The organism is Nonomuraea sp. NPDC050394, assembly GCF_044459065.1.
In the GTDB taxonomy this organism is placed as follows: domain Bacteria; phylum Actinomycetota; class Actinomycetes; order Streptosporangiales; family Streptosporangiaceae; genus Nonomuraea.
The window spans coordinates 233,342-258,267 of the sequence record NZ_JBITIO010000016.1; the positions used below are offsets into that span (position 1 = coordinate 233,342).

The window sequence follows — 24,926 nt, forward strand, 5'->3', positions numbered from 1 at the left end:
GTCACATTCCTAGCCACGGGCCGATCAGCGGGATCCGCAGCCGCAGTCCGACGACGAAGATGACGGTGGCCGCCGCGGTCAGCCCGGCCGTCACCGCCACGGCCACGAGCGGGCGCACGCGGGCGCTGGCCAGCGTCGTCAGCAGGACGGTCACGGCCGAGGCCGGGACGAAGCCAAGGCCGCGGACCGTGAGCCCGAAGAAGACGAGCGCGGCGCTGATCGCGGCGGCGGCCCGCCACGGGATCCGCCCGAACTCGATCAGCTCGCCCGCCACCAGGCCCTTGACGACGATCGCCAGGCCCAAGGCGGCGACGATCAACCCCGCCAGCAGCGGGAAGGCGCCGGGGCCCATCCGCAGCGGGGTGCCCAGCTCGTAGCCGAGCGACCCCGCCGCGAACGCGCCGCCGATCAGGACGAAGATTCCCCCGGCGAGGACGTCGGGAAAGGATCGGCTGCGCTTCACCTCAGGAGGCCTTGACCCCTGCGTCGGCGATGACCTTGCCCCAGATGCGGAGCTGCTCCTCCAGCTTGGCGCGGTGCGCCTGCGGGGTGACGTCCTCGGCCTTGACCGGCTCTGTGCCGAGCTTGGCCATCTGGTCGATGACCTTCTGGTCGGCCAGCGCGGTCTTCAACGCCTCCGTCAGCTTCTGCACGACGTCCTGTGGCGTGCCCTTGGGCGCGTACAGTCCGTGCCAGACGCTCACCTTGAGGTCGGGCAGGCCCGCCTCGGCGGTGGTGGGCACGTCGGGCAGGCTCTTGACCCGCTCGGGCGTGGTGACCGCGTAGGCCTTGACCTCGCCGGCGGTGATCTGGCCGCTGGTGTTGGTCGTCTGGTCGCACATGAAGTCGACCTGGCCGCCGACCAGGTCGGTCAGCGCGGGCCCCGTGCCCTTGTACGGGACCTCCTGCAGTTTGACCCCGGCTGCCGTCTGGAACAGCAGGCCGCACAGGTGGGAGGCGGCGCCCACGCCGGCGTTGGCCAGGGTGACCTTGGCGGCGTTCGCCTTCACGTAGGTCACCAGCTCCTGCAGCGTCTTGGGCTCGAAGTCCTTGCCCGCGACGATCGTCATGGGCACCTCGGTGACCAGGCCGATCATCTCGAAGCTCTCCAGCGGCTTGAAGCCGAGGTTGGCATAGAGGGCTGGGGCCGTGGACATGCCGATGTGATGCATCAGCACGGTGTAGCCGTCGGGGTTGGCGTTGGCGACCTCGTCCGCGCCGACAGTGCCGCCCGCGCCCTCGACGTTCTGGACGACGATCTTGGCGCCGAGCTTGGCGGCCATCGGCTCGGCGATCATGCGGGTGACGGTGTCGGTAGGGCCGCCCGCGCTGAACGGGACCACGATGGTGATGTTCTGCTCCGGGTAACCTCCGCCGCCGCCCGTGCTCCCACCTGCACCACAGGCGGCGGCGAGGGACAGGACGCCGATCGTGGCGATCATCCGTAATGTGCTGGTCCTAGGCATATCGCGGCCTCCTCGGCAGGGCAGGCGCAGGTGTCGTAGTGCGCGGCCTAAGTCTGGGATGGCGGGAGCGCGGATGGTGTCAAAAGAATCCCAAGAAATTCGGGGGTAACACAAGCATCGGACATGCCCCTACAATCCGCCTTCATGCGGATCACCATCATCGAGGATGACGACCGCGTGGCTCGGGCGCTGGTGACCGTGCTGACTCAATCGGGGTTCGACGTCAGCCGTATCGCCACCGCGGCGGAAGCCGTACAGGCTGATCCGGCCGATGTGGTCCTCGTCGACCTGGGGCTGCCCGACGGCGACGGGCTCGACGTGATCCGCAAGCTGCGCGACCGTCCGGAGACCGCGGTCATCGCGGTGACGGCGCGCTCCGAGGAGCACGAGCGGGTACGCGGGCTCCGCGCCGGCGCGGACGACTACATCGTCAAGCCGTTCGGGGTCCCCGAGCTGCTGGCCAGGATCGACGCCGTCCTGCGGCGCACCAGGGTCGCCCGGTCGCTGAGCCACCCGGACGAGCCGCTGGTACTGGGCCCGCTGCGGATCGTCCTGGGCACCAGGGAGGTGAGCGTCGACGGCGTGCCCATGGCGCTGACCCGTAAGGAGTTCGAGTTACTCCTGCTGCTGGCCCGCCGGGCGCCGAACGTGGTCAGCCGCGAGGCCATCCTCGACCAGGTCTGGGGTGCGGCCTGGGAGGCCTCCAGCCGCACCCTGGACACCCACATCGCCGCGGTCCGCCACAAACTCGGTCCGGCGGTTCCCATCCGGACGGTCCACGGGGTCGGCTACCGGGTCCAGGCCTGACCCGCCGTGCACCGCCGCCTGCTGGTCGTCCTGGTACCCCTCGCGGTACTGCTCGTCGTGGCGCTCGGGGCGCCGCTCAGCGTCACGGTGGCCGAGCGGGAGATGCAGGAGACCTACGTCGACCGGCTCAACGACGCGGGCCGCTTCGCCTCGCTGGCCGACGCCGCGCTGTCGACGGGCCGGACGCAGGCGCTGCAGCAGGAGCTCGCCACCTACCACGAGCTTTACGGCATCCGGGCCGCCGTCATCGACACCTCGGGCGCGGTACTGCTGGGGCCGTCGGGAGCCTACCTGGAGGCGGCGAGGGCGCAGCCGGCCCTGCCCAGGATCGTGACGGCGGCGCTGGCGGGCACACGCTCGGAGCCATCGGGGGAGTGGGCGCCGTGGGACGACGCCGCCCTGGTCGTCGCCGAGCCGGTGGGCCGCGACAGCGAGGTCGTCGGCGCGGTCGTCACCATTTCGGACCTGTCGAAAACCAGGCACCGCATCCTCGTCCGCTGGGCCCAGCTGGCCGGACTCGGACTGCTGCCGCTCATCGGCCTGGTGGCCGTCGCCTGGCCGGTGTCGGCGTGGGTGCTCCGGCCCGTGCGCGAGCTGGACGCGGCCAGCTCGCGCATCTCCCAGGGCGATCTCACGATCCGGGCGGACGCCGAGGCGGGCCCGATGGAGCTGCGGCGGCTCGCCGGCTCGTTCAACACGATGATGGACGCGGTCGAGAACGCGGTCAGGCGGCAGCGGGCGTTCGTCTCCGACGCCTCCCACCAGCTGCGCAACCCCCTGACGAGCCTGCGCCTGGCGGTGGAGAGCGTCGAGCCGTATCTCCGGGCGGAGGGGCGGCCGGTCTACGAGATGGCCGTCGACGAGGCCAAGGCGATGCACGACCTGCTCAACTCACTGCAGGCCAGCGCCCGCATGGAGAGCATCCGTACGGCTTCGCCCGTCGACCTCGACGAGGTCCTGGCCACCCGGCTGGAGCGCTGGCGGGCCCTGACGGGTACGGCGGGGCAACGCCTGTTGGTCGACGTACCGCCGGGCCTGCGGGTCCTGGAGCCCTCCGCTGGGCTGGGCAGCGTCCTGGACGAGCTGGTCAGCAACGCGCTGCGGTTCTCGGACGCGGGCCTCGTGGAGGTCTCCGCTCGCGCCCGCGACGAGGTGATCACGATCGCCGTCCGCGACGACGGCCAGGGCATGGACGAGCCCGAACGGTCCCAGGCGTTGCAGCGCTTCTGGCGCTCACCCCGGCACCAGAACATTCCGGGAACAGGTCTGGGCCTGGCGATCTGCGCCGACCTGGTCGGCGCGGCCGGGGGCGGGCTGCGCATCGAGGACGGGCTGCCGCGCCCCGACGGCTCCACCCACGGCCCGGGACACGGCTTCGCGACGGTGATCACACTGCCGGCCGTACGGGGCGAGGCCGGATAGGGCATCCGGTCAGTGCTTGCGGTCGCGGAACCACGCGGCCGCGCCCGGGTGCAGTGGCACCGGGCCGGTGGAGATCCCGGTACGCACATTGATGTGCCACGCCTCCGGCACCGCCTCGGGGCCGGAGTTCCCGCCCCCGGTGATCGCCCGGGTGTGCGTGAAGATCGTGTCGGCAATGGCATGCACCAGATCGGCGGCCACGTCGTCGCGCACGAGCAACACGTTCGGCACGGCGATGGCAGGCGTCGCCGGTACCCCCGCGTAGGCGGTCGCCGGGATCGTCCCCGGGCTGTATGGGCCGGGATAGGCGGTGAAGAGCGCGTCCACCTGCGAGTCCAGCGGGATCAGCCGCACCCGGTGCCGCAGCGCCAGCTCCGTGATCGCCGGAGTCGGGACCCCGGTCAGCGAGAACATCGCGTCGATCGCCCCGTCCCGCAGGGCCGCCGCCGACTCCGCCTGGCTCAGGAGCCGCCCCACCGCCGCGACCCGGCTCAGCTCCAGCACCCGCCGCGAGGTGAACTCCGTGCCCGAGTCACGCGCACCCAGGGAGACCCGCTTGCCCACGAGGTCGCGCAGCGCCCTGATCGGCGATCCGGCCATGACCACGAGATGCAGATGGCTGTCGTAGAGCCGGCAGACCGCAGACAGCCCCGGGGGCGCGCCGCCGTCGGCGGTGATGAGCGCGTCGAGGCTGGACAACCCCAGGTGGACCTCCCCGGCGCGCAACATCCGGATGTTGTCGGTGGACGCACCGCTCGGCACCGTGCTCATGGTCACGCCCGCCACCCGCTGCGAGACGTGCTCGGCCAGCGCGCCGCCGATCCGCCGGTACACCGCCCCCGCCGGGCCCGTCGCCAGGCGCAGCCGTACCACGTCGGCCTCCGGGCCCGTGGCGCACCCGGCCAGCATCCCGCCGGCGGCCACGAGCACCGCCCGCCGGCTGAGCCGGGGCACCACATTCGACACCATGGCGAGATGATAGGGACGGTTTGAAGACCCGCTGGGCATCGCCGCGCAGTACAAGCGACATTCCGCCGACAAGGGCGGAAAGAAGGGCCTGCTGGCCGAGCGCCGGGAACGTCCTGAGCAAGCTGGCCGAGACCGCCGAACACGCCGGCGAGTTCGCTGCCCAGAACTGGGTCGGCATGGACGAGGCCGAGACCGCCGACTGGCGCAAGATCCTGAGGGACTTGGAGGCCGCCACCGCCGCCACCTTCCGCCGCACCGTGAACCTCATCGACTGACCCGGGTTCGAGGGACGCCCCACCCTCCGCATCAGAATGGCCAGTGGCGATAGCCGGAGCCCCAACGGCTCCCTAGCGCCACTGGCCGATTGGTTGCTGCTCAGTGCCTACACTTCGCGAGTCCTGCCACGACCTCCACAACGCGTCGTACACCCCGCCCGCCGCGACCAGCTCGTCGTGGGCTCCGACCTCCACCACCTGGCCGTTGTCCATGACCACCACCCGGTCGGCGTCGCGGGCTGTGTGCAGGCGGTGGGCGATCGCGATGACGGTCCGCCCCTCCAGGACGGCGGCGAGCGAGCGTTCGGCGCGCCTGGCCGTACGGGGGTCGAGCATGGCGGTGGCCTCGTCGAGGATGACGGTGTGCGGGTCGGCCACGATGACCCTGGCCAGGGCGAGCTGCTGGGCCCGGTCCGGGCCGAGGGTGGCGCCGGACGACTGGGACCCCAGCTCGTCGTCGAGCGAGGCGACCCAGTCGGCGCCGACCGCCGCCAGCGCCTTGCCCAGGCGGTCGTCGCTGGCCGTCGGATCTGCCAGCAGCAGGTTGTCGCGGACGGTGCCGAGGAACAGGTGCTGTTCCTGGGTGACCAGGACGACGTGCTCGCGGAGTTGGGCGGGAGAGAGGTCGGCGACGGGCACCGAGCCGACGGTGACCGTGCCCAGGCGGGGGCGGTCGACGCCGGCCAGCAGCTTGCCCAGGGTGGACTTGCCGGCTCCGGAGGGGCCGACGACGGCCAGGCGCTCGCCGGGCCGTACGGTCAGATCGACGCCGGTCACCACGTCGTCGCCGCCTTCGTAGGCGAAATGCACGCCGCACGCCTCGATGCGGTCGCCCTGCGGCGCCGCGGCGGCGACCTCCTCCCGCGCCGATGTCGCGAGGCCCTCGATCCTGGCGAAGGAGGCGCCGCTGCTTTGCAACTGCTCCAGCCAGATCAGGATCGTCTCGATCGGCTGGCCGAGCTGGCGCAGGTAGAGCACGCAGGTGACGACCGCGCCCAGCGTGACCTGGCCGCGGTCCAGGAGCACCCCGCCGAGCAGCAGCACCAGCACGGGCGGCAGGAGCGAGGAGACCTCCACCGAGGGCCAGAGCACGCTGCGCAGGAAGAGGGTCCGCAACTGGGCGGCCCGGCTGCGCTCGATCACCTGTTCCGCCGCCCGCGTGCGCTTGGCCTGCAGGCCCAGGGCCTCGATGGTGCGGGCGCCCGCGGCGTTGGCGGCCAGGTGCTCGGCCAGCTCCGAGCGGGCGGCGCCTTCCTCCAGGTAGGCGGGGTGGGCGCGGCGAAGGTACCAGCGGGAGGCGGCCACGATCCCGGCCATCGCGAGCAGGCCGCAGACGCCCAGGACCGGGTCGACCAGGAAGACGGCGACGATCAGGAAGAGCGCCTGCAGGCTCGAGACGAGGATCGCGGGGGCGGCGTCGCGCAGGGTGCGGCCGACGACGGCCACGTCGGTGGTGCCGCGGGCGGTCAGGTCGCCGGTGCGGATGTGCTCGACCGTTGCGGCGGGCAGGGCCAGCACGCGGTCCAGGAGTTCGGCGCGGATGTGTTCCTGGACACGCTCGCTGAAGCGGGTGCCGATCTTCCCGGCGTACCGGGACAGGACCAGCTGGGCCAGCGCCGCGCTCACGGCGGTCGCGGCGAGCAGGTCAACCGTGCCTCCGGCGCTGATGGCGTCGATGATGCGGCCCAGCAACCACGGGCTGACCAGCGCTGCGGCCGCCGCCAGGCTGTTGAGCAGCAGTGTCGCGGTGAAGCCCGGCACGTCGCGCCTGACCAGGCGCAGGGCGGCCCGCCGTACCTGCCGGCGGTCGGCGATGGGCAGGTCGCGCCTCATGCGAGCACCGATCGGTAGGCGGGGGTGGACTCCATCAGCTCGTGGTGGGTGCCGGCGGCGGCCACCCGCCCGTCCTCGATGAACAGCACCCGGTCGGCCTGGGCGAGTAGCAGCGGCGAGGTGGTGGCCACGACCGTCGTACGGCCGGCGCGTGCCGTACGAAGCCGCCCCGCGAGAAGGGACTCGGTGTGCGCGTCCAGCGCGGAGGTGGGCTCCACGGCCAGCAGCACCTCGGGCTCGGCCAGCAGCGCCCGGGCCAGGCGCACGCGCTGACGCTGGCCGCCCGACAGGTTGCGGCCGCCGGGTTCGATCATCGAGTCGAGCCCGTGGCGCAGCCCGGCGACCACGTCCTGCGCCACCGCGACGTGCACGGCCCGCTGGATGGCCTCGTCGTCCGCCTCGCCCCGGCCTTGGAGTACCTCGCGCAGCGTGCCCGCGAACAGGGTGGCGTCGTGGTCGGCGATCAAGCAGGCGCCGTCGAACCCGCCCAGCCCTTCGAGCAGCGCCACACTCTCCTCGGGCCGGGCGCTGACCAGCCCCATGAGGCTCCCCGGCGCGACCTCAGGACCGGCGGGCTCCGCGGCGCGCAGTCGCCCCTCGGCGCGCAGCGCGAGGAAACGGGTGACCTGGCGGGCGGCGACCAGGCCGTGGCTGATCTGGAAGCTGCCCTCGATGAAGAAGGAGACCGGCACCACCAGTACGGCGATGTACCCGTATACCCCGACCAGCTCGCCCACCGTGATCGTCCCCTCGGCGGCCAGCCGCGCGCCCAGCCAGGTGACGGCGGCCAGGAACAGAGCGGGCAATCCGGCGCCCAGCGCGCCGATCCAGCTCGTCAGCGACGCCACCCGGTAGCCCTGCTCGCGCAGGCTCGCCGAGTCGGCACAGTACCGCTCGGCGTAGGTGCCCTTGCCGCCGAAGGCGTTGAGCACCCGCAGCCCCTCGATCAGGTCGACCAGGCGAGTGGTCAGCCTGCCCTGGGCCTCGCGGTAGCCGTTCTGCACCTTCATCAGCCGCCCGAGCAGCGGGCCGAGCAGGAGCGCCAGCAGCGGCACGCCCAGCAGCACCACCACGGCCAGCACCACAGAGACCTGCAGCAGCAGCGCCGCCACCACGCCGTAGCTGATCACCGCGCCCACGCCGGGGCCGGTCACCGTCAGCGAGGCGGCGATGGCGATGACGTCGCCGATGCCGATCGTCACCACGTCGCCCGTCGAAGCGCGCTTGGGCAGGTCGGCGCCCAGCTTGTTGATCTGCTCGACCAGGGCGCGCACGGTGCGGAAGTTGGCGTCCATCCGGATCTTGGTCATCGTGCGGTGCCGCAACATCGCCAGCCAGGCGTTGACCAGGCCCGCGCCGAGCAGCGCCAGCACCCAGCCGGGCGCCAGGTTGTCGTCGATCGCCCTGGACAGCAGGTACGGCGGGAGCGTCAGGCCCGCCATCCAGAGAGTTCCCAGCGTCGCGCCCAGCGCGACCCGGCCCTTCTGCGCCCAAGCCAGCCAGCACAGATACCGAGCCGCCTTCATGATGATCACGCTAGAGCATGGAGTTGGTGCCTCTTTGCCCGCCCTCGAACGGCCGTTTGTAGCGGCTGACCCAGGTGATCGGTCCCACCTCGTGGCGCGGCCCGGGTGCGCCCGTGACGGCGACGTCGCCACGGTACGCGAAGCCCCGCTCGCGGTAGTAGGCACGCAGCCGATCCCCAGTCCCTGATCCGAGCCGTACGGCGTGCCGCCCCGCCCGCACCACGAGTCCGGGTCAGCATGAAGCGTGAGCGACACGAACCCACGCAACGACGGCGCAGGGCAGCCCGCGGAGGGTTCGCGTGCCAACTGGTTCGAGCTGTTCTTCGACCTCGTCTTCGTGGTCACCCTCTACCAGCTCGCCCACGAACTGCACGGCGACCCCCACCCGGCCGACTTCGCCGCCTTCCTCGCCCTGTTCTTCCCCGCCTGGTGGGCCTGGATCAACCTGACCGTGACCGTCAACGTCTTCGGCCCCGCCAACTGGCGCACCCAGGCGATGCTGGTGGCCGCCATGCCCGGCCTCGGCCTGATGGCCGCCGCGATCCCCGACGGCCTCGGCGAACGCGCCTGGGCCTACGCCCTCGGCGCCGCCTGGGTCCGGCTGGTGTACCTGCCCCTGTGGTGGCGCGCCGCCCGCTCGGCCTCCAACACCTTCCCCCTGCTCCAGCCCCTGCTGTACGGCCTGCTCCCCGCCCTGCTGTGGGCCATCTCAGCGGCCGTCCCCGGCCCCGCCCGCTTCGTGCTGTGGGCGATCGCCGTCGGCCTGGAACTGCTTCTGCTCGCCGTGCGCGCCGGCGTGGTCCGTACCGTCTTCACCGCCTTGGCCGCCGAGCACCTGGCCGAACGCATCGGCCTGTTCGTCATCATCGTGTTCGGCGAAAGCGTGCTCACCATCGTCTTGGCCCTGGCCGGCCACTTCACCCCCGCCTCCGGCATCGCCGCGCTCGCCGGCTTCGCCACGATCACCGCCCTGGCCACGATCTTCTACCTGTGGGGAGCGCCCGGCACCGCCCGCGGCCTGCGACGCGCCCACCACACCGCCGCCACCCGCCGGATCCGCGACGCGATCATGTACCTGCCGTTCGTCCAGGTAGCCGGGATCACCGTCCTCGCCGCCGCCCTGGACACCACCGTGACCGAACCCCTGCACACACTCCCGCCCGGCGCCCGCGCCGCCCTGTGCGGTGGCCTGCTCGCCTACACCACCGCGGCCGCCGTCCTCGACCTGCGCTACGGCACCCGCCCCCGCACCACCCTGCGCTGGTACTTGCCCAGCCTGGCCACCACCGCCCTGCTCATCCCCGCCACCACCGTCCTGCCCGCCTGGAGCGCCGTCACCGTCGCCGCCGCCCTGCTGATCCTGCTCATCACCCTCGGCAGGCTCCGCATCCTGACCCGGGCCTGACCTCGGGGCTGAGGAACCCGTGGACAGCCGTTGGTGGTGCCAGCGAGTAACTTGGCTGGGCGCTTCGGTAGCGCCTTCGGTCGGGAGGAGCGTGGGGCAGGCCCGGCTGGCCGGGGTAGTAGCTCGGCCAGCGCGGTTCGGATGGCAGTCCGGCTCACCCCATGCGCACGGGCATGGAGAAGCCTGGGCCTGAACGACGGCGGCCTTGAGGTCGTCATACCGGACCTTGCCGGTGGGCACCTCGCCGACCAGGCTGAGGACGGCTCGCTAGCCCGCCGTGGGGCCCACCTGGGCGGCGGTCAGCGGGCCGGGGCCGATCTCCGGCGCGTACTCGTCGGAACCCACGTCGGCGACGCCCTGGCGGGTCTGGCCGTCCAGGTCGTGCGAGACGGCCGGGTAGCCGCCCTTGGCCGCGTTGACGGCCGGGCTGCCGGAGCTGAGACGAAGGATCCCGTTGGCGTCCTGGACCAGCTTGGGGTTGGTTCCCGAGACGGTGTCCCACGACAGGTTGCCGCGGACGGTGGGGGTGACGGCGTTGCCGAGCGAGATCAGCGTGCCCTGAGAGGCGCGGGCGAACAGGTTGTCGGCGACCAGCGGGGAGGTGGCGGGGTTGGAGCCGCCCTGCGCGGAGATGGCCGCGCCACCGGCGTTCACGACGGTGTTGAGCAGCACCTTGACCCTGACGGCCGCGTCGTGGATGGCGTCGTAACCGGCTCCGAGGTAGACACCGTCCCGCCGTACGCCCTGGATGTGGTTGTTGACGATGGTGTGCTCGGCGCCGTAGACGCGCATCCCCCTGTCGCCGCCGATGATGTGGTTGCCCTCGACGGTGTTGCGCGAGCCGAAGCGCAGCGTCAGCACACCCTTGGCACCACCTCGGATGGTGTTGTGCCGTACGACGGAGTCCGAAGCCTTCACCGAGATCACCTCGTCGTCGCCCACGACGTTCTCGAACAGGTTGTGCTCCACCACCGCGCGCGCCGAGACCTGCCCGAGGGCGCCGAGGCCGAGCCTGATGCCCTCGCTGCCGTTGACGGTGGAGGTGTTGTCGCGGAAGTGGTTGCGCCTGATCGCCACGCGCAGCGGCATCGTCGCGCCGCCGACCTGCAGGAAAACGCCGTGCTCTGTCTTGCCCGCGAAGAGATTGTTGGCCACCTCCGCGTCGTCTCCCTGGACGTCCAGGAAGTGAGTCTCGGCGCCGTCGACCTCGGCGAGCTGGAAAGTGTTCCTGGCGATGCGGATGCCGGTGGAGTTCGACGGGACGATGATGCCGGTCCGCTGTTTGAAGACGAAGCCCTCGACGGCCACGTTCGCGGAGCTGTCGAAGGTGAAGGTTCTGGACCCGGTGAGGGTGACGCCGCCGACGGACTGGGCGGCGATGGTGACGCCGCTCCTGCCGGCGATCGGGATGGCGGCGTTGACGGCGTAGGTTCCGTTGGCCAGCACGATGCGCTGTCCGGGCTGCGCGGTCCTGATGGCCTCGGTGAGGGCGGCGATCGAGGTGACCACGGTGCCGCCCGGCTCCTCGCCCACCGGGCGCACCGTCACCTTGTCGAGGTTGGGCCCGTTCGCGATGGTGGTGGTCAGGCGTACGGTGTTGGCGCCGGCCTTCAGGGTGGCGCGCACGGTCGTGGAGCGCCAGGTGGCCCAGTCGGTGGAGGGCGAGAAGGGCCGGGTGGCGATCTTGACGCCGTTCACCGCGACGTCCAGCGGGCGATCGACGGTGCTGCCGTTGGAATACCTGAAGATCAGGTCGACCTCGGCAGGCGTGTCGGCGGGGACGACGAACTCGACGTAGGCGCCCGTCGCGGAGTCGTAGTCGGCGAAGCCCGAGCCGCTGTAGCCGGGCGACCTGTTGGAGACGACCGCCTTGACCAGCGTCGCGTCCTCTGCCTCGTACAGCGTCTGCGCCTCCGCGTGGGCCGGGGCCGCCACGAGCATGGTGGACAGGACGCACAGAGCCAGTAAACGTCGCACACGCACTCCCTAGACGTAGGAGGATTACGCAATCCGCCCGATGATCACGGAGGCTAGAGGTAAACGCCTGTGAGGGCAAGGGCCCCTGTGCTAGGACATTTTCTGGAGAAGTGCCAGGAAAATGGCGTCGGCGTTGTGCCGGTGGGGCCAGAACTGCACCTAAGGACCGATGCTCAGTCATCCGACCTATGGCAGGTGCGCGCGGGCCCCGAGGGTCTCGAAGTCGTCCCGGCCCTTGAGCACGTCGGCGACTACGACGCTGGTCTCGGTCAGGTGCGGCGAGCAGGTCAGCAGGCGACGACACCGCCTGGCCGGAAGGCGTCGAGCCACGGGGACGGCGTCACCATTGCAACCGCCTCATCCGTCATGATCACCCGCGCTTGGGGCTTGGTGACACGTTCGTTGACGGCACGTCCGCAGTGAGTTCAGCCGGGCTGAAGGACGCTCATCGGGAACACACGCGAGTTCGGTTGGTGGGATCTGAGCGGGTGTGGCGGCTTTGGTCTGGTCGGTAGGTCGGGATTGGCGGTGCCGCCGAACTGGTGAGGCGGGCTGGAACTGCTTCTGTGGGTCAGGCGGAGGCTTGGCCGGCTGGATGGCGACTTCCACTGAGATGGTGTCGGTGCTTGTCGATGGCCCGTTGTCGTCAGCTCGCCTGGTTGCCCTTGGTCCAGGTGTGCCGCCAGCGGAAGCCGGGGCCGCTGAACGCGATCCCCGCCGAGTCGACGTCGTGGGTGAACTGCTCGGGCAGGAACGGCCACTTCTGCCTGATCGGCGCCGGCCCCTCGATGAGCCCGGTGTCGTTGTAGATCGCGTACTCGTCGCCGATCAACGCCATGTGCTTCCACACGTTCCGTTCGTTGACGGTGGTGACCGCGTCGAAGTCGCGCAACGCCGACGCGGACGCGGGTACGGTTCCCCCACCCAGCACGGCCACGACGGCGAGCAGCGGTATCAGCCGCCGTCGTAGGGAATGTGATCCTATGGGCACCCTCTGCTCCATTCATCCGGCCGTGCCTTCGCCCGGCGGTCGGGAGCTATTCGTGTGAAGTCCCTGACGCGGATGGGTGGGGGCCTGGGCACGTCCGCCCGCCGCGAGGTGGGAACAATGCGCTCGTGGTCGTAACCGCGCAAGCATCAGGGAGTTCGCCCATGAATCTCGATCATGTACTCGTCAGTCGTGAAGCCGATTTCGTGACGATCACGATGAACCGTCCGCAGCGCCGCAATGCCCTGTCGCTGTCGCATCTGCGCGACCTGATCACCGCGTTCGATGCCGCGGGTGAAAGCGACGCCTCGGGGATCATCCTGGCCGGGTCAGGTCCGGTCTTCAGCGCCGGGCATGATTTCGCCGATGTGGCCGAGGCCGACGAGGCCGCGGTGCGTACCCTGCTGGACGCCTGTCTCCAGCTGATGGAATTGATCGAGTCCGTCCCGCAGCCGGTCGTCGCCCGGGTCCACGCTCTGGCGACCGCGGCGGGCTGTCAGCTGGTCGCGGCCTGCGATCTGGCCGTCGCCGCCGACTCCGCGGGCTTCGCCGCGCCCGGTGGGAAGGGCGGCTGGTTCTGTCACACTCCCATGGTGGCCATCGCCCGCAACATCGGCCGTAAGCGTGCGGCTGAGCTGGCCTACACCGGTGACACCATCACCGCCGCGCAGGCTCTGGAGTGGGGGCTGCTCAACCGGGTGGTACCCGCCGGCGACCTTGATGGCGCCGTGGCCGACCTGCTCAGCCGTGCCACCCGGGGCAGCCGCGCCTCCAAGGCTCTGGGCAAGCGGACCTTGAACCGGCAGTTGTCCCTGCCCCAGGCCGAGGCCTACCGGCTGGCCACCGAGGTCATGGCCGCCTCCTCGCAAACGGTCGCCGCCCGCGAAGGCATGTCCGCGTTTCTGGGCAAACGCCGCCCGGAATGGAGCGACTGACACCTGTGGCCAGGACCGCACGGTGGGTGTCAATCGCGTCGCATGATCATGCGGTCGGGCCGGTGCAGCAGGGCGGTGCGCCAGCCTCTGCGGCGGTACAGGCCGATGGCCGCCTTGGCGCCGGGGTGGGTGGCGAGCCACTTGGTGGTGTCGCCGGCGGCCCGGAGCACGGCGTCGTGGAGACGTACGCCCAGCCCGTGTCCCTGGAGGGAAGGCGGGACGGCGAGCTCTTTGAGGGTGAAGTCGTCGCGGGGCGGGCGGGAGGCGAGGAGGGCGAGCGCGGAGCAGCGGTGGCCGTAGGCGAAGCCGTACACCTCATCGCCGTGCACGGCGAGAGCGAGAACGAAGCCGGGACGGGCGCGGTCGGCGAGGGCTCGGGAGGCGACGGAGCGGGCGGCGGGGTAGGGCTCGCGCCAGGGCGGCCGGGTGAAGGTGGAGCCGCCGACGTCCGCGAGCGCGGGCAGGAAGGCGGCGACGTCCGGGGCGGAGACGAGGAGGATGCGGGCCTGTACGGCGCCTGCCCGCTGTTCTGGACCAAACTGGTGGGCAGGCGCCGAGCTCATCGGAGGTCAGGCGCCTTTGGCCGCGGCGAAGCGGGCGTTGACGTCGTCCCAGTTGATCAGGCTCCACAGCTTTTCGACGTAGTCGGGGCGGACGTTGCGGTACTGCAGGTAGTACGCGTGCTCCCATGCGTCGAAGACCAGGAGCGGCGTGGTGTTCATGCCGACGTTGCCGTGGTGGTCGTAGACCTGCTCGACGACCAGACGGCGGGCCAGGGGCTCCCAGGCGAGGATGCCCCAGCCGGAGCCCTGGACGGTGGCGGTGGCGGTGGTGAGCTGCTTCTGGAAGGCCTCGAAGGAGCCGAAGTGCTCGGTGATGGAGTCGCCGAGGTCGCCGTCGGGGCGGTCGCCGCCGTCGGGGGAGAGGTTCTGCCAGAAGATCGAGTGCAGGACGTGGCCGGAGAGGTTGAACGCGTAGGTCTTCTCCAGGCCGACCAGTCCGCCGAACTCGCCCTTGTCGCGGGCCTCGGCGAGGCGCTCCAGGGTGTCGTTGGCGCCCTTGACGTAGGCCGCGTGGTGTTTGGCGTGGTGCAGTTCCAGGATCTCGCCGGTGATGGCGGGCTCCAGAGCGGCGTAGTCGTAAGGCATGTCAGGCAGTGAATACTGACCCATCAGCTTCTCTCCGCACGTAGTCGCGAACTCTTCGCAACTACACTACTGCCGCGATAACTCGCCATCTGGTATCCCCTTGACCCCTCGGGGTGCCGGAACCTAGTTTGCGAGTAGTTCGCATCTGCGAATATGACGCAAGTTCTCCACGAGGAGGATGGCCATGGCACATGTCTCGTTCGAGGAGATCGAAGACCTGCAGGTCTGTGTGAGGGCGCACATGCCGGCCATCGACGCCGCGTTCAGCTGGAACGAGGACGACAGCGAGTGATTCGGGGGCGTGCACACGGGTGAAACGGTCGCCGGGACCGTGCACCCGCCACACGCCGTCAGGTCCGCGGTAGTCGTGCGAAGGGTGCGGGAGGCCGGGGACCTCCCGCGCGAGTATGCCGCCAAGAGCTTCCCCTTCGTCCCGATGACCAGGCGACTGGAGATCGAGTGGGTGCCCGGACGCGACCTGTACAGCGGCGAGGAGGTGCCGGTCCCCGCGCCTTTGGTCCACCTCCACTATCGTCGCCCGCCGCACACCGGCATGCACCTCAACGCGGGCATCGCGGACGGCGCCTCCGCCGCTCGGGCCGAGCGCTCGGCACTGCTGGAGGTGCCGGAACGCGACGCGGTGACCCTGTGGTGGATGAGCGGCAGGCCGCGACCGGCTTCAGGCCACGGACCCTCGACCCTCACCTCGCCGAGCTGGATCTGCCGGTGACCTTCCTGCACATCCCCTCCGAGTTCGGTGTCCCCGTCGTCGCCGCGTTCGTCGAGGACGAACGAAGGATCGTCGCCCTGGGTACGGCGTGCCGCCCCCGGGCCGAGGACGCGGCCACCAAGACGTTCACCGAGGCCGTGATCTCCTACACGATGAGCCTGCGCCCGCTGGATCCGGACACGTGGAAGGCCGCCGATCACCCCTACTTGCCCTTCCGCGCCGATCGCTCCCACCGTGACGCCTTCCGCACTGCTCCGCGCCGTCTACCGCGCACTGCGCCCGTCGGCCGGGCTGATCACCGTCGAGGGCGACGACGTGGTACGGCTCTCGCACCGCGAGGCCGCCAGGCGTACCGCCGTCGTCGCCCAGGACAGGCCGGCCGAGCTGGACTTCACCGTCGCCGAGATCGTCGCCATGGGCCGGCCCCCGCACAAGCGCCCCCTGGACCGCGACACCGCCGCCGACGAGCTGATCTGCGCCGACGCCCTGCAACGCGTCGCCGCCGGGCACCCGGCGCGCAGAACGATGGAGGCCGGGCGCATCGTCGCGGGCGGCACGCCGGAGCAGGTGCTCACCCCCGGGCACATCGCCAGGTGTACGGCGTGCGAGCCGTCCACCGCACCCAGCTCGTCTTCGAACGACTCAAGGAGGAGAAGTGATCACCCGGCTGCTGGCCCTGTCACCGGAAATCCGCTCACGACTGGCCGGCCTGGTCGCCCTGCTGCTGGCCATCACCGCGACCTACGTCGGCCAGGGCGTGCTCATCGCGCACAGCCTGGCCAGAATCTTCGCCGGCGACGGCGTGGCCGCGATCATCTGGCCGGTGGCCGGGATCGTCGCCCTGCAGGTCGGGCGGTGCCTGGTGCTGGCCGTACGAGAAGGCTTCGCGCTGCGGGCCTCGGCCGGAATCAAAGCCCTCACCGCGCTCGGCGTCTTCCACCCCGCCCTGGCCCTCGCTCTCGCGCCCGCCCTGATCGGCCTGGCCGCTGTCCCGAGATGGCTGCGCCGCGGCGCCGAAGCCCAGGGCACCGCCCTGCGCGCCCGCATCGGCGAACTCAACGCCGAAGCCGTCGACACCCTCCAGGGCCTGCGCGAGCTCATCACCTCCGGCGCCGGTGAACGTCAGCTCGACCGCCTCGCCGAACAGGACGAGCGTCTGCTGGAGGCCAAACTCGCCCACGGCCGCCGCTCCGGTCTCGAGCACGCGGCCACCAACGCCCTGGCCACGTTGGGCCTGCTGGCAGTCCTGCTTACGGCCGCCTTCCTCGTCACTTCCGGCAGCCTGGAGGCCATCCTCTTCCCGGTCGCCGTCGTGCTGTCGGGCGCCACCTTCGCGCCCGTCGTCGCCGTCACCGACGTCGCCCGCGATCTCGGTCTCGTCACCGCCGCGGGCGCCCGCATCATGACCCTCCTGAACACCCCCGCTCCGGTGACCGACCGCGTCACCCAGCCGCCGCCCGGCCCCCTCACGCCGGACGTCGCCTTCACCGACGTCAGCTTTCGGTACGGCGCAGCCCTGCCCGACGCCGTCACCGGCCTCACCTTCACCATCTCCCCGGGCGAGACCGTCGCCCTCGTCGGCCATTCGGGAGCGGGCAAGTCCACCTGCGCCAGCCTGCTCATGCGCCTGTGGGACGTGAACGCCGGATCGATCGCCCTCGGCGGCCACGACATCCGCGACTACCCCCAGGAAGACCTGCGCCGCCAGATCACCCTCGTGCCGCAGGACGTCTACCTGTTCAACATCCCGCTGACCGACAACATCCGCCTCGGCCGCCCGGACGCCACGCATGACGAGGTCGTCGCCGCCGCCCGCGCCGCCCAAGCCCATGAGTTCATCTCCGGCCTGCCCGACGGCTACGACACCCTGCCCGGCGAACTCGGCACCCGCCTGTCCGGCGGGCAACGTCAACGCATCGCCATCGCCCGCGCCATCCTCAAGGACGCCCCGATCCTCGTCATGGACGAAGCCGTCTCCAACCTCGACACCGAAAGCGAACAGGAGGTGGCCGCCGCCATGGCCTCCGTGCGCCGCGACCGCACCACGCTGGTCATCGCGCACCGCCTGTCGACCATCCTGACCGCCGACCGCGTCGTGGTGCTCGAATCCGGCCGCCTCGCCGAGATCGGCACACACGAGGAACTGCTGGCGCGCCACGGCGCCTACGCCCGCCTCATCTCCGCCCAGCTGGCCGGATCCGTCTAACGGCCCGGCGCGGCTCAGGTCTTCTTGCTTTATGTGGTGCCTCGAACCACATAGTGCGGCCAGCCCGCTCCTGGTGATCAACCAAGGGCGGGCTGTTTCGTTCTGTCTGCGCGGAGTTGCCGGGCCATGCCCAAGATGTGACATCCGAGCGTGACCCAGACCAGGCGTGAACGTCTACGCTGCATCCGGTGCGGAGTTCAGCCTCGATCTGTTCGCCCCCCGGCGATCCAGACCTCGACGGCCCCCGCACCGCAGCTCACCATTGGCACAGCCGCTGAGCCGCCGCGCGGCAGCAGACGGGAGTCGACATGCCGCTCGGCCATGACGTGGCGCATTCGCTGGCCACTGTCGTCGAACTGGTCAACACCGCTCCCGGCACCGCCGGCCAGGAGGATCTGCCCGGCCTCGCCGAACTTCGGGCGTTCGTGGACTCGCGCGAGTTCAGCGCGGTCAGCACCCTGACGCCCGATGACCTGGACCAGGTCAGGATGGTCCGAGATGCCTTTCACCGTGTCTTCACCGCCCTCGATCAGGCGAGCGCGGTCCGTATCCTCAACGCCCTGCTGGCGCAGACCCGCATCACCCCCAGGCTGACCGACCATGACGGCCATCCGCTGCACATCCACTACCATGCGGCAGGCTCGGTCCTGGCCGGGCGCCTGGCCGCCGACTGCGGAGTGGCCGTGGCTCGCCTGCTGGTCGAAGGCGAATGGGGACGTCTGCGCACGTGCTCGGTCTCCGATTGCGACAAGGTCTTCGTGGATGAGTCTCGCAACCGCTCCCGCGTCTACTGCGACAGCCGCACCTGCGGCAACCGCATGCATGTCGCCGCCTACCGTGCCCGCCGCCGCACCTGACCACCACGATTCCGCCCACGCCAGGTGGCGGCCCCTACCCGAGGCGCTGCGGCAACGATCACCGGCAAGAGACGGTTGCTGCCTATGGCGCCGGCTGAGTGCTGTCCTCGGCCAGCCTGGCCTGGACCCAGGGCACGCTCCGATCGAGCCGCTCGGCCAGGCGCCGCAGACTCCAGCCCTCCGCCCGCCGTTCCCGAAGCCAGCGGCGCAGATCCGCGGCGCCGACCGCGGCGGCGGCCTTCGCGATGTTCGCCGTGATGCGGGAGCGTCGTCCGGTGTCGGTGGTGGCACCGGACGCGCGCAGCGCGACACCCTGCTCGACCAGCGCGTCGCGTAGCGTGCCCCTGCCCACGCCGAGCTGGCGCGCGAGTGCCTCCATGCCGATCCGGCCCTGGCCGTACAACGCGATGAGCCCCTGCCCGACCTCCGGATATCCCCGCTCGCGCAAGGCTTCGCGCAGCCGCCCGCGCGCTGCACGCCTCTGGGTGATCCGGCCCGAGCGCAGTTCCTCCTGCTGGGCGGCACGCCGCTGCGGGCTCGTGCGGCGGGCCAGGAGGTTCAGGTCCCCCAGAAGTCCCGAAGGCGCGTGAAGTCGATCGTCCATCATGACCTCCTGTTGCATATATTTCGCAATAGCACATTCGATGCAACGAGGGAGGTGGCTTATCCAAGGTGCGCGCGCAGCCGAGCGGTGCCCACCCGTCCGCGGATCTGGCCGACGACCTGCACAGCCGGGGACTTCGCCGGACGATCCCCCGGATGACCATCCTGGCGATCTTGGAACAGGTGGGAACCCATCTCAACGTGACGGAGCTGACCAGACTCGCGATCGCCGTCCATCCGACGATCAACGCCTCGACGGTCTACCGGAACGTGGCGGCGATGAGGGACGTGGGCGTCCTGCACAGCATCGACTACGCGGGTGAGACCCTGTTCGGTCTGGCCGCGGCACCCCACCACCACCTGGTGTGTGATCAGTGTGGCACCCTCACCGAGATTCCGGCCGAAGCCCTCGGCCTGACCACCCGCTGCGGTTTCCGGCTCAGCCCCGCCGGGCAGGTGCTGCACGGCCACTGTCAGGGGTGCGCGGGCGCCTCTTGATGCTCCCGGAACTCCGCCATGACGGCCTTGCGCGCCGCGGCCGGCAGGCGGTCGATGTAGAGCATGCCGTTCAGGTGGTCGGTCTCGTGCTGCAGGCAGCGGGCCAGAACCCCGGTCCCGTGTACGGTCACCGGCTCGCCGGCCGCGTCGAAGCCGTGGCAGGTGGCCAGGTCGGGGCGGCCCACCACGGCACGCGGGCCGGGCACCGACAGGCAGCCCTCATCATCGGTGTCCAGATTGCGGTCCTTGACCGGCGGAAGCTCCAGCCGCGGATTGACGATCACGCCTTTACGGAAGACGTCATCCGCGTCCGGGCAGTCGTAGACGAACACGCGCAGGTCCACACCGATCTGGTTGGCGGCCAGCCCCACGCCTTTGGCCGCGTACATGCTGGCGAACATGTCCTCGACCAGGCGGGCCAAGTCGTCGTCGAAGTGCTCGACCGGGCGGCACGGGGTGTGCAGCACCGGGGTTCCGACGATGGTGATGGGACGAGCGATGCCGGTCATACACAAACCGCCTTGGTCAGCAGGGCCGAAGAGTCGGTGGACAGGTCGAGGGGCGCCGGTGGATGCCCGGCCTCAGCCAGCAGGTCGCCGACCGCGGCGATCATCAGGCCGTTGTCGGTGCACAGCGCGGGCGGCGGGACGCGCAGGGCGATGCCGGCGGCGGCGCAGCGCGCGGCGGCCACCTCGCGCAGGCGGGCGTTCGCGGCGACGCCGCCGACGATCAGCAGGGTGCGCACGTCGTGCTCCAGACAGGCGGCGACGGCCTTACGGGTCAGGACGTCGACCACGGCCTCCTGGAAGGAGGCGGCGATGTCCGGCACGTTCCGCTCGCCGCGCTCGACGTGGCGGGCCACGGCGGTCTTCAGCCCGGAGAAGGAGAACTGGTAGCCCTGGCCGAGCATGGCGCGCGGGAAGGCGACGGCGCCCGGGTCGCCCTCGGCGGCAGCGCGGCTGACCGAGGGGCCGCCGGGGTAGCCGAGACCCAGCAGGCGGGCGACCTTGTCGAAGGCCTCGCCGGCGGCGTCGTCGCGGGTGTCGCCCAGGTGCACGATCGGGTCCCGGGCGAGGTCGTTCAGGAGCAGCAGCGAGGTGTGGCCGCCGGAGACGATCAGCGCGACCGAACGTTCCGGCAGCGGCCCATGTTCCAGGGTGTCGGCGGCGACGTGCCCGGCCAGGTGGTGCACGCCGTAGAGCGGCTTGTCCCAGGCCAGCGCCAGCGACTTGGCGGCGGCCAGCCCGATCTGCAACGCACTGGCCAGCCCGGGGCCCGAGGTGACGGCGATGGCGTCGATCTCGCCGGGCTTGATCGCCGCCTGCTCCATGGCCGTGCGCAGGCAGGGGACCAGGGATTCCAGGTGCGCTCTGGCGGCGATCTCCGGGACGACGCCGCCGAAGCGGGCGTGCTCGTCCATGGAGGAGGCCAGCGCGGCGCCCAGGATGCGCCCGTCGGCGACAATCCCGACGCCGGTCTCGTCGCACGAGGTCTCGATCCCCAGGACAACGGCCACACCGACTCCTTATCGCAAATGATTTGCAAGTACGAATAATATGCGAACCATGAGAACGGCTGAGGTCAAACGGCGCTTCCTTGAACACTTCGAGCGGGCGGGGCACACCGTCGCCGCAAGCGCGCCGCTGCCCGCCGAGGACCCGAACCTGCTGTTCGTCAACGCCGGGATGGTGCCGTTCAAGCCCTACCTGCTCGGCCAGGTCACCGCGCCCTACCTCCGGGCGGCCAGCGTGCAGAAATGCGTGCGCACCCTCGACATCGACGAGGTCGGCAAGACCACCAGGCACGGCACGTTCTTCCAGATGAACGGCAACTTCTCCTTCGGCGACTACTTCAAGGAGGAGGCGATCCGGCTGGCCTGGACGCTGTCCACCACGCCGATCGCCGACGGCGGCTACGGCCTGGACCCGGCCAAGGTCTGGGCGACGGTCTACCACGAGGACGACGAGGCGTACACGATCTGGCGCGATGTCATCGGGCTGCCCGAGGAGCGGATCGTGCGCCGGGGCAAGGCGGACAACTTCTGGTCCATGGGCGTGCCCGGTCCCTGCGGGCCCTGCTCCGAGCTGTACTACGACCGCGGTCCCGCCTACGGCCCCGAAGGCGGGCCCGAGGTGGACGAGGACCGTTACCTGGAGTTCTGGAACCTCGTCTTCATGCAGTACGAGCGCGGCGAGGGCACCGGCAAGGAGGACTACCCGATCCTCGGCGAACTGCCCGCGCGCAACATCGACACCGGGATGGGCCTGGAGCGCATGGCCGCGCTGCTGCAGGGCGTCGCCAACATCTACGAGATCGACGAGATCCGGCCGATCCTCGACGCCGCCGCCCGGCTGACCGGCACGGCGTACGGGAAGAACAAGGACGACGACGTGCGGCTGCGGGTGGTCGCCGACCACGTGCGCACCGCGCTCATGATGATCTCCGACGGCGTCACCCCCGCCAACGAGGGACGCGGCTACGTGCTGCGCCGCATCCTGCGTCGCGCGGTGCGAGCGGTCCGGCTGCTCGGCCACGACGGGCCCGTGCTGCCCGCGCTGCTGCCGGTGGCCCGCGACTGCATGGCACCTTCCTACCCGGAGGTGGCCACCGGCTTCCCGCGCATCTCCGCCTACGCCCACGGCGAGGAGAACGCCTTCGACGCCACGCTCAAGCAGGGCAACGCCGTGCTGGACCGCGAACTGTCCGGCGCGAGCGGGCGGCTGCCCGGCTCCACCGCCTTCCGCCTGCACGACACCTACGGCTTCCCGATCGACCTGACCGTCGAGATCGCCGCCGAGCGCGGCCTGGCGGTCGACGTCGATGGCTTTCGCACGCTCATGGAGGAGCAGCGGCGGCGCGCCAAGGACGACGCCCGGGCCAAGAAGCGCGGCCACGCCGACACCGCCGTCTACCGCGAGGTGCTCGACCGCTCCGGCCCCACCGACTGGCTGGCCTACCAGGGACTCGAAACGGATTCCGTAGTCGTGGCCGTCCTCCGTGACGGCGCGGCTGTGGCATCGGCCGCCGAGGGGGACATCGCCGGGATCGTGCTCGACCGCACGCCCTTCTACGCCGAGTCCGGCGGCCAGGACAGCGACGCGGGCACCCTGACCGGCGCGGGCTTCGCCGGAGAGGTCATCGACGTGCAGCGGCCGGTCAAGGGCCTGGTCGTGCACCAGGTCCAGGTCACCGGCGGCACGGTCGGCGTGGGCGCCGCCGTCCACGCCGCAGTTGATCCCGAGTGGCGGACTGGCGCCAGGCAAGCACGCTCCGGTACGCACGTCGTGCACGCGGCGCTACGCGAGGTCCTCGGCCCGGCCGCCCTGCAGTCCGGCTCCTACAACCGGCCCGGCTACCTGCGCCTGGACTTCTCCTGGCCGGGCGGACTGTCGGCGGCCACCCGCAGCGAGGTCGAGGAGGCTGCCAACCTCGCCATCCGCCGCGATCTGCCGGTCGAGGTGCGCCACATGTCACTGCCCGAGGCCCGCGCCGAAGGAGCGCTGGCGCTGTTCGGCGAGACCTACGACGAGACCGTGCGCGTCGTGGAGATCGGCGGCGCCTGGTCGCGCGAGCTGTGCGGCGGCACCCACGTGGACCACGCGGCGCAGATCGGCTCGATCGCGCTCACTGCGGAATCGTCGGTCGGTGCCGGGCAGCGCCGCGTCGAGGCGGTCACCGGCCTGGAGTCCTTCCGCTACCTGGCCCGCGAACGCGATCTCGTCACCCGGCTCGCCGAGCAACTTGGCGCGCCCCGCGCCGAACTGCCCGACCGGATCGGCGGCCTGGTCGAACGGATGAAGCAGGCCGAACGCCAGGCCCAGGACCTCCGCGAACGCCTCCTCACCACCGAAGCCGTTTCGGTGGCCGGTTCCGCGCGCGATCTCGGCCCTGCCTGGCTGGCCACCGCGCACACCGACCTCGACCCGCGCGTCCTGGCCGAACTGGTCCGCGACCGGCTGGACGGACGTGCCGTCGTCGTGGCGGTGACCTCGCCCGGCGGCTTCGTCGTGGCGCTCAATGAGGCGGCGCGCGGTGCGGGACTGTCGGCCGGGACTCTGGTCAAGGCGGTGCTCGACGGCAAGGGTGGCGGCGGACCCCTTCTGGCCCAGGGCAGGGCGCCCGCGGACCCCGGGGCGGCTTTCACCGCGATCGCCACGCTCGTCTCGCGCTGACCGGTAGGTTGGACCCCCATCTCCAGCCGATTACGGAGTGGACCTTCTCAACCACGTCATGCGTTGAGAAGGTCACCCCACTGGTCCGGCATCACGTTCTGTGGCCGGGTCGCTCCACTCAACCATGCGTTTCCGTGGGGACCGCCGAAACGGTGTTACCGGAAGGGCAATGGGCTTCGCCTACGGGATTCGGCGGTGTGGGGCGACCCGCCGGCCGTTGGCCCGCCCTGGGGTCCGCGCCGGCGTGATCGTGATTCGTGACCAGCGGGTGCTGATCATCGCCCTTGACGATCCCCTGCGGCAGCGGTCGTGCGTGGGCTGCGCGAGGATGTCTGAGGCGGCTCGCTTCTGGAAGTACGGCCGCCGGGAGATCGGTATGAGGGGAACTGCGAGAAGCGTCGGTCAGGTCCGATCCGTGATGGCTTGTGCGATGGCGCGGGCGCAGCAGTCACCATCGCATGAGCCGTCCGACTCCTCGTGTGCGCGAAGGAGCGCCTCGACTTTGGCCAGACGATCGCTGGTCAGGTCGAGCTGCAGTTTCAACGTTCTGATCCGGGTGGCCTGCGCACCGATCTGACGGCGAGTTCCCAGCAGACGCTCGTATTCCTCCAGGCTCATCGCCACCATGTCGAGGTCGCCCAGCCGGAAGGGGTAGGGTTTCGGAGCTTTGCCCATACTGGCCGCCCATTCGTGAGAAGCAAGGGGCCCGACCGGCTGCCGGACCCCGTAATGGTTTAGCTTGTCTGGTTCTCGCGGATCTGACGGGCGGCGGTGGTCAGGTTGGTGAGGGAGGCGCGGACTTCTTCCCAGCCGCGGGTCTTCAGTCCGCAGTCGGGGTTGCCCCACATCCGCTCGACCGGGATGGCCGTCAGGCCGGCGCGCAGCAGGGTCGCGACCTCCTCCACGCCGGGTACCCGCGGTGAGTGGATGTCGTAGACGCCGGGTCCGACCTCGCGCGGGTAGCCGCCCTGGGACAGTTCGTGGGCCACCTGCATGTGGGAGCGGGCGGCTTCCAGGCTGATGACGTCGGCGTCGAGGTCGTCGATGGCGCCCAGGATCTCGCCGAACTCGGCGTAGCACATGTGGGTGTGGATCTGGGTGTCGTCGCG

General features: G+C 70.8%; 26 protein-coding genes and 2 pseudogenes. 11 read left to right on the forward strand and 17 right to left on the reverse strand.

What is annotated here, in order from left to right; all coding sequences use genetic code 11:
• Window position 1 precedes the first annotated feature (1 nt).
• Together ACIBKY_RS44490 and ACIBKY_RS44495 are read right to left on the reverse strand one after the other, a co-directional pair.
• Window positions 2–463 carry a tripartite tricarboxylate transporter TctB family protein gene (locus ACIBKY_RS44490; RefSeq protein ID WP_397106899.1) on the reverse strand — a complete coding sequence of 154 codons (462 nt, stop codon included), beginning with the start codon at window positions 461–463 and terminating at the stop codon, window positions 2–4.
• A 1-nt stretch (window position 464) separates the two neighbouring features.
• On the reverse strand, window positions 465–1,466 hold the full coding sequence (locus ACIBKY_RS44495) for a tripartite tricarboxylate transporter substrate-binding protein (protein ID WP_397106900.1): 1,002 nt from the start codon (window positions 1,464–1,466) through the stop codon (window positions 465–467).
• Window positions 1,467–1,610: 144 nt separating this feature from the next.
• Between ACIBKY_RS44495 and ACIBKY_RS44500 the strand changes: the two genes are divergently transcribed.
• Together ACIBKY_RS44500 and ACIBKY_RS44505 are read left to right on the forward strand one after the other, a co-directional pair.
• Entirely contained in the window at window positions 1,611–2,273 is a 663-nt protein-coding gene (locus tag ACIBKY_RS44500; RefSeq protein WP_397106902.1) for a response regulator transcription factor, read from the forward strand.
• A gap of 6 nt (window positions 2,274–2,279) precedes the next feature.
• Window positions 2,280–3,695, forward strand: a complete 1,416-nt coding sequence (locus ACIBKY_RS44505) for an ATP-binding protein (RefSeq protein WP_397106904.1) — start codon at window positions 2,280–2,282, stop codon at window positions 3,693–3,695.
• Between the two features lie 9 nt (window positions 3,696–3,704).
• Here ACIBKY_RS44505 and ACIBKY_RS44510 read toward each other — a convergent pair whose 3' ends face one another.
• Window positions 3,705–4,664, reverse strand: coding sequence for a TAXI family TRAP transporter solute-binding subunit (locus ACIBKY_RS44510; protein ID WP_397106906.1), 960 nt, complete (start codon window positions 4,662–4,664; stop codon window positions 3,705–3,707).
• 20 nt (window positions 4,665–4,684) lie between these two features.
• Here ACIBKY_RS44510 and ACIBKY_RS44515 point away from each other — a divergent pair, with 20 nt between their 5' ends.
• A complete protein-coding gene (locus ACIBKY_RS44515; RefSeq protein ID WP_397106908.1) occupies window positions 4,685–4,939 on the forward strand; it encodes a hypothetical protein in 255 nt (84 codons plus the stop codon).
• Window positions 4,940–5,011: 72 nt separating this feature from the next.
• On the opposite strand, the gene ACIBKY_RS44520 is transcribed toward ACIBKY_RS44515, so the two are convergent.
• The 3 genes from ACIBKY_RS44520 to ACIBKY_RS44530 are packed head-to-tail and all read right to left on the reverse strand — an operon-like array spanning window position 5,012 to window position 8,521.
• Window positions 5,012–6,772 carry an ABC transporter ATP-binding protein gene (locus ACIBKY_RS44520; protein ID WP_397106910.1) on the reverse strand — a complete coding sequence of 587 codons (1,761 nt, stop codon included), beginning with the start codon at window positions 6,770–6,772 and terminating at the stop codon, window positions 5,012–5,014.
• Entirely contained in the window at window positions 6,769–8,298 is a 1,530-nt protein-coding gene (locus tag ACIBKY_RS44525) for an ABC transporter transmembrane domain-containing protein (protein WP_397106912.1), read from the reverse strand. The genes ACIBKY_RS44520 and ACIBKY_RS44525 overlap by 4 nt, the downstream gene beginning before the upstream one ends.
• A gap of 10 nt (window positions 8,299–8,308) precedes the next feature.
• On the reverse strand, window positions 8,309–8,521 hold the full coding sequence (locus ACIBKY_RS44530) for a hypothetical protein (RefSeq protein WP_397106913.1): 213 nt from the start codon (window positions 8,519–8,521) through the stop codon (window positions 8,309–8,311).
• A 21-nt stretch (window positions 8,522–8,542) separates the two neighbouring features.
• Between ACIBKY_RS44530 and ACIBKY_RS44535 the strand changes: the two genes are divergently transcribed.
• Window positions 8,543–9,703, forward strand: coding sequence for a low temperature requirement protein A (locus ACIBKY_RS44535; RefSeq protein WP_397106915.1), 1,161 nt, complete (start codon window positions 8,543–8,545; stop codon window positions 9,701–9,703).
• 267 nt (window positions 9,704–9,970) lie between these two features.
• Here ACIBKY_RS44535 and ACIBKY_RS44540 read toward each other — a convergent pair whose 3' ends face one another.
• From ACIBKY_RS44540 to ACIBKY_RS44550, 3 genes are all read right to left on the reverse strand, one after another.
• Window positions 9,971–11,680 carry a chondroitinase-B domain-containing protein gene (locus ACIBKY_RS44540; protein ID WP_397106917.1) on the reverse strand — a complete coding sequence of 570 codons (1,710 nt, stop codon included), beginning with the start codon at window positions 11,678–11,680 and terminating at the stop codon, window positions 9,971–9,973.
• 186 nt (window positions 11,681–11,866) lie between these two features.
• Window positions 11,867–12,010: a hypothetical protein gene (locus tag ACIBKY_RS44545; protein ID WP_397106919.1), complete on the reverse strand. Its 144-nt coding sequence runs from the start codon at window positions 12,008–12,010 to the stop codon at window positions 11,867–11,869.
• Between the two features lie 316 nt (window positions 12,011–12,326).
• Complete coding sequence (locus tag ACIBKY_RS44550) at window positions 12,327–12,671, reverse strand: hypothetical protein (protein ID WP_397106921.1); 345 nt, start codon at window positions 12,669–12,671, stop codon at window positions 12,327–12,329.
• 125 nt (window positions 12,672–12,796) lie between these two features.
• On the opposite strand from ACIBKY_RS44550, the gene ACIBKY_RS44555 reads away from it, so the two are divergent.
• On the forward strand, window positions 12,797–13,603 hold the full coding sequence (locus ACIBKY_RS44555; protein WP_397106923.1) for an enoyl-CoA hydratase-related protein: 807 nt from the start codon (window positions 12,797–12,799) through the stop codon (window positions 13,601–13,603).
• Between the two features lie 29 nt (window positions 13,604–13,632).
• Here ACIBKY_RS44555 and ACIBKY_RS44560 read toward each other — a convergent pair whose 3' ends face one another.
• A complete protein-coding gene (locus ACIBKY_RS44560) occupies window positions 13,633–14,166 on the reverse strand; it encodes a GNAT family N-acetyltransferase (RefSeq protein ID WP_397106925.1) in 534 nt (177 codons plus the stop codon).
• A 6-nt stretch (window positions 14,167–14,172) separates the two neighbouring features.
• The gene (locus ACIBKY_RS44565) at window positions 14,173–14,775 is read right to left on the reverse strand and encodes a superoxide dismutase (RefSeq protein WP_397106927.1); all 603 of its coding nucleotides are present in this window, start codon (window positions 14,773–14,775) and stop codon (window positions 14,173–14,175) included.
• Window positions 14,776–15,118: 343 nt separating this feature from the next.
• Here ACIBKY_RS44565 and ACIBKY_RS44570 point away from each other — a divergent pair, with 343 nt between their 5' ends.
• Window positions 15,119–15,481: a YcaO-like family protein gene (locus ACIBKY_RS44570; RefSeq protein ID WP_397106929.1), complete on the forward strand. Its 363-nt coding sequence runs from the start codon at window positions 15,119–15,121 to the stop codon at window positions 15,479–15,481.
• A pseudogene (locus tag ACIBKY_RS44575) lies at window positions 15,478–15,624 on the forward strand (YcaO-like family protein); the annotation flags it as partial. The gene ACIBKY_RS44570 and the pseudogene ACIBKY_RS44575, both read left to right, overlap by 4 nt.
• Window positions 15,625–15,744: 120 nt before the next feature.
• Here the strand turns inward: ACIBKY_RS44575 and ACIBKY_RS44580 are convergent.
• Window positions 15,745–16,098, reverse strand: a complete 354-nt coding sequence (locus tag ACIBKY_RS44580; protein ID WP_397106955.1) for a hypothetical protein — start codon at window positions 16,096–16,098, stop codon at window positions 15,745–15,747.
• Window positions 16,099–16,136: 38 nt separating this feature from the next.
• Here ACIBKY_RS44580 and ACIBKY_RS44585 point away from each other — a divergent pair, with 38 nt between their 5' ends.
• Together ACIBKY_RS44585 and ACIBKY_RS44590 are read left to right on the forward strand one after the other, a co-directional pair.
• Complete coding sequence (locus ACIBKY_RS44585) at window positions 16,137–17,687, forward strand: ABC transporter ATP-binding protein (RefSeq protein WP_397106931.1); 1,551 nt, start codon at window positions 16,137–16,139, stop codon at window positions 17,685–17,687.
• 308 nt (window positions 17,688–17,995) lie between these two features.
• Window positions 17,996–18,544 carry a CGNR zinc finger domain-containing protein gene (locus tag ACIBKY_RS44590; RefSeq protein ID WP_397106933.1) on the forward strand — a complete coding sequence of 183 codons (549 nt, stop codon included), beginning with the start codon at window positions 17,996–17,998 and terminating at the stop codon, window positions 18,542–18,544.
• An 82-nt stretch (window positions 18,545–18,626) separates the two neighbouring features.
• Here the strand turns inward: ACIBKY_RS44590 and ACIBKY_RS44595 are convergent, their stop codons facing one another.
• Window positions 18,627–19,148, reverse strand: a complete 522-nt coding sequence (locus tag ACIBKY_RS44595; RefSeq protein WP_397106935.1) for a hypothetical protein — start codon at window positions 19,146–19,148, stop codon at window positions 18,627–18,629.
• Between the two features lie 68 nt (window positions 19,149–19,216).
• Here ACIBKY_RS44595 and ACIBKY_RS44600 point away from each other — a divergent pair, with 68 nt between their 5' ends.
• A complete protein-coding gene (locus tag ACIBKY_RS44600) occupies window positions 19,217–19,645 on the forward strand; it encodes a Fur family transcriptional regulator (protein ID WP_397106937.1) in 429 nt (142 codons plus the stop codon).
• Here ACIBKY_RS44600 and def read toward each other — a convergent pair.
• A complete protein-coding gene (gene def, locus ACIBKY_RS44605; protein WP_397106939.1) occupies window positions 19,621–20,154 on the reverse strand; it encodes a peptide deformylase in 534 nt (177 codons plus the stop codon). The two genes, ACIBKY_RS44600 and def, sit on opposite strands and share 25 nt — an antisense overlap.
• On the reverse strand, window positions 20,151–21,161 hold the full coding sequence (gene tsaD / locus ACIBKY_RS44610; protein WP_397106941.1) for a tRNA (adenosine(37)-N6)-threonylcarbamoyltransferase complex transferase subunit TsaD: 1,011 nt from the start codon (window positions 21,159–21,161) through the stop codon (window positions 20,151–20,153). The genes def and tsaD overlap by 4 nt, the downstream gene beginning before the upstream one ends.
• A gap of 49 nt (window positions 21,162–21,210) precedes the next feature.
• Between tsaD and alaS the strand changes: the two genes are divergently transcribed.
• A complete protein-coding gene (gene alaS / locus ACIBKY_RS44615) occupies window positions 21,211–23,817 on the forward strand; it encodes an alanine--tRNA ligase (protein ID WP_397106943.1) in 2,607 nt (868 codons plus the stop codon).
• Window positions 23,818–24,219: 402 nt separating this feature from the next.
• On the opposite strand, the gene ACIBKY_RS44620 is transcribed toward alaS, so the two are convergent.
• Together ACIBKY_RS44620 and ACIBKY_RS44625 are read right to left on the reverse strand one after the other, a co-directional pair.
• A complete protein-coding gene (locus ACIBKY_RS44620; RefSeq protein ID WP_397106945.1) occupies window positions 24,220–24,492 on the reverse strand; it encodes a hypothetical protein in 273 nt (90 codons plus the stop codon).
• Window positions 24,493–24,551: 59 nt separating this feature from the next.
• A pseudogene (locus ACIBKY_RS44625) lies at window positions 24,552–24,926 on the reverse strand (5-methyltetrahydropteroyltriglutamate--homocysteine S-methyltransferase); the annotation flags it as partial.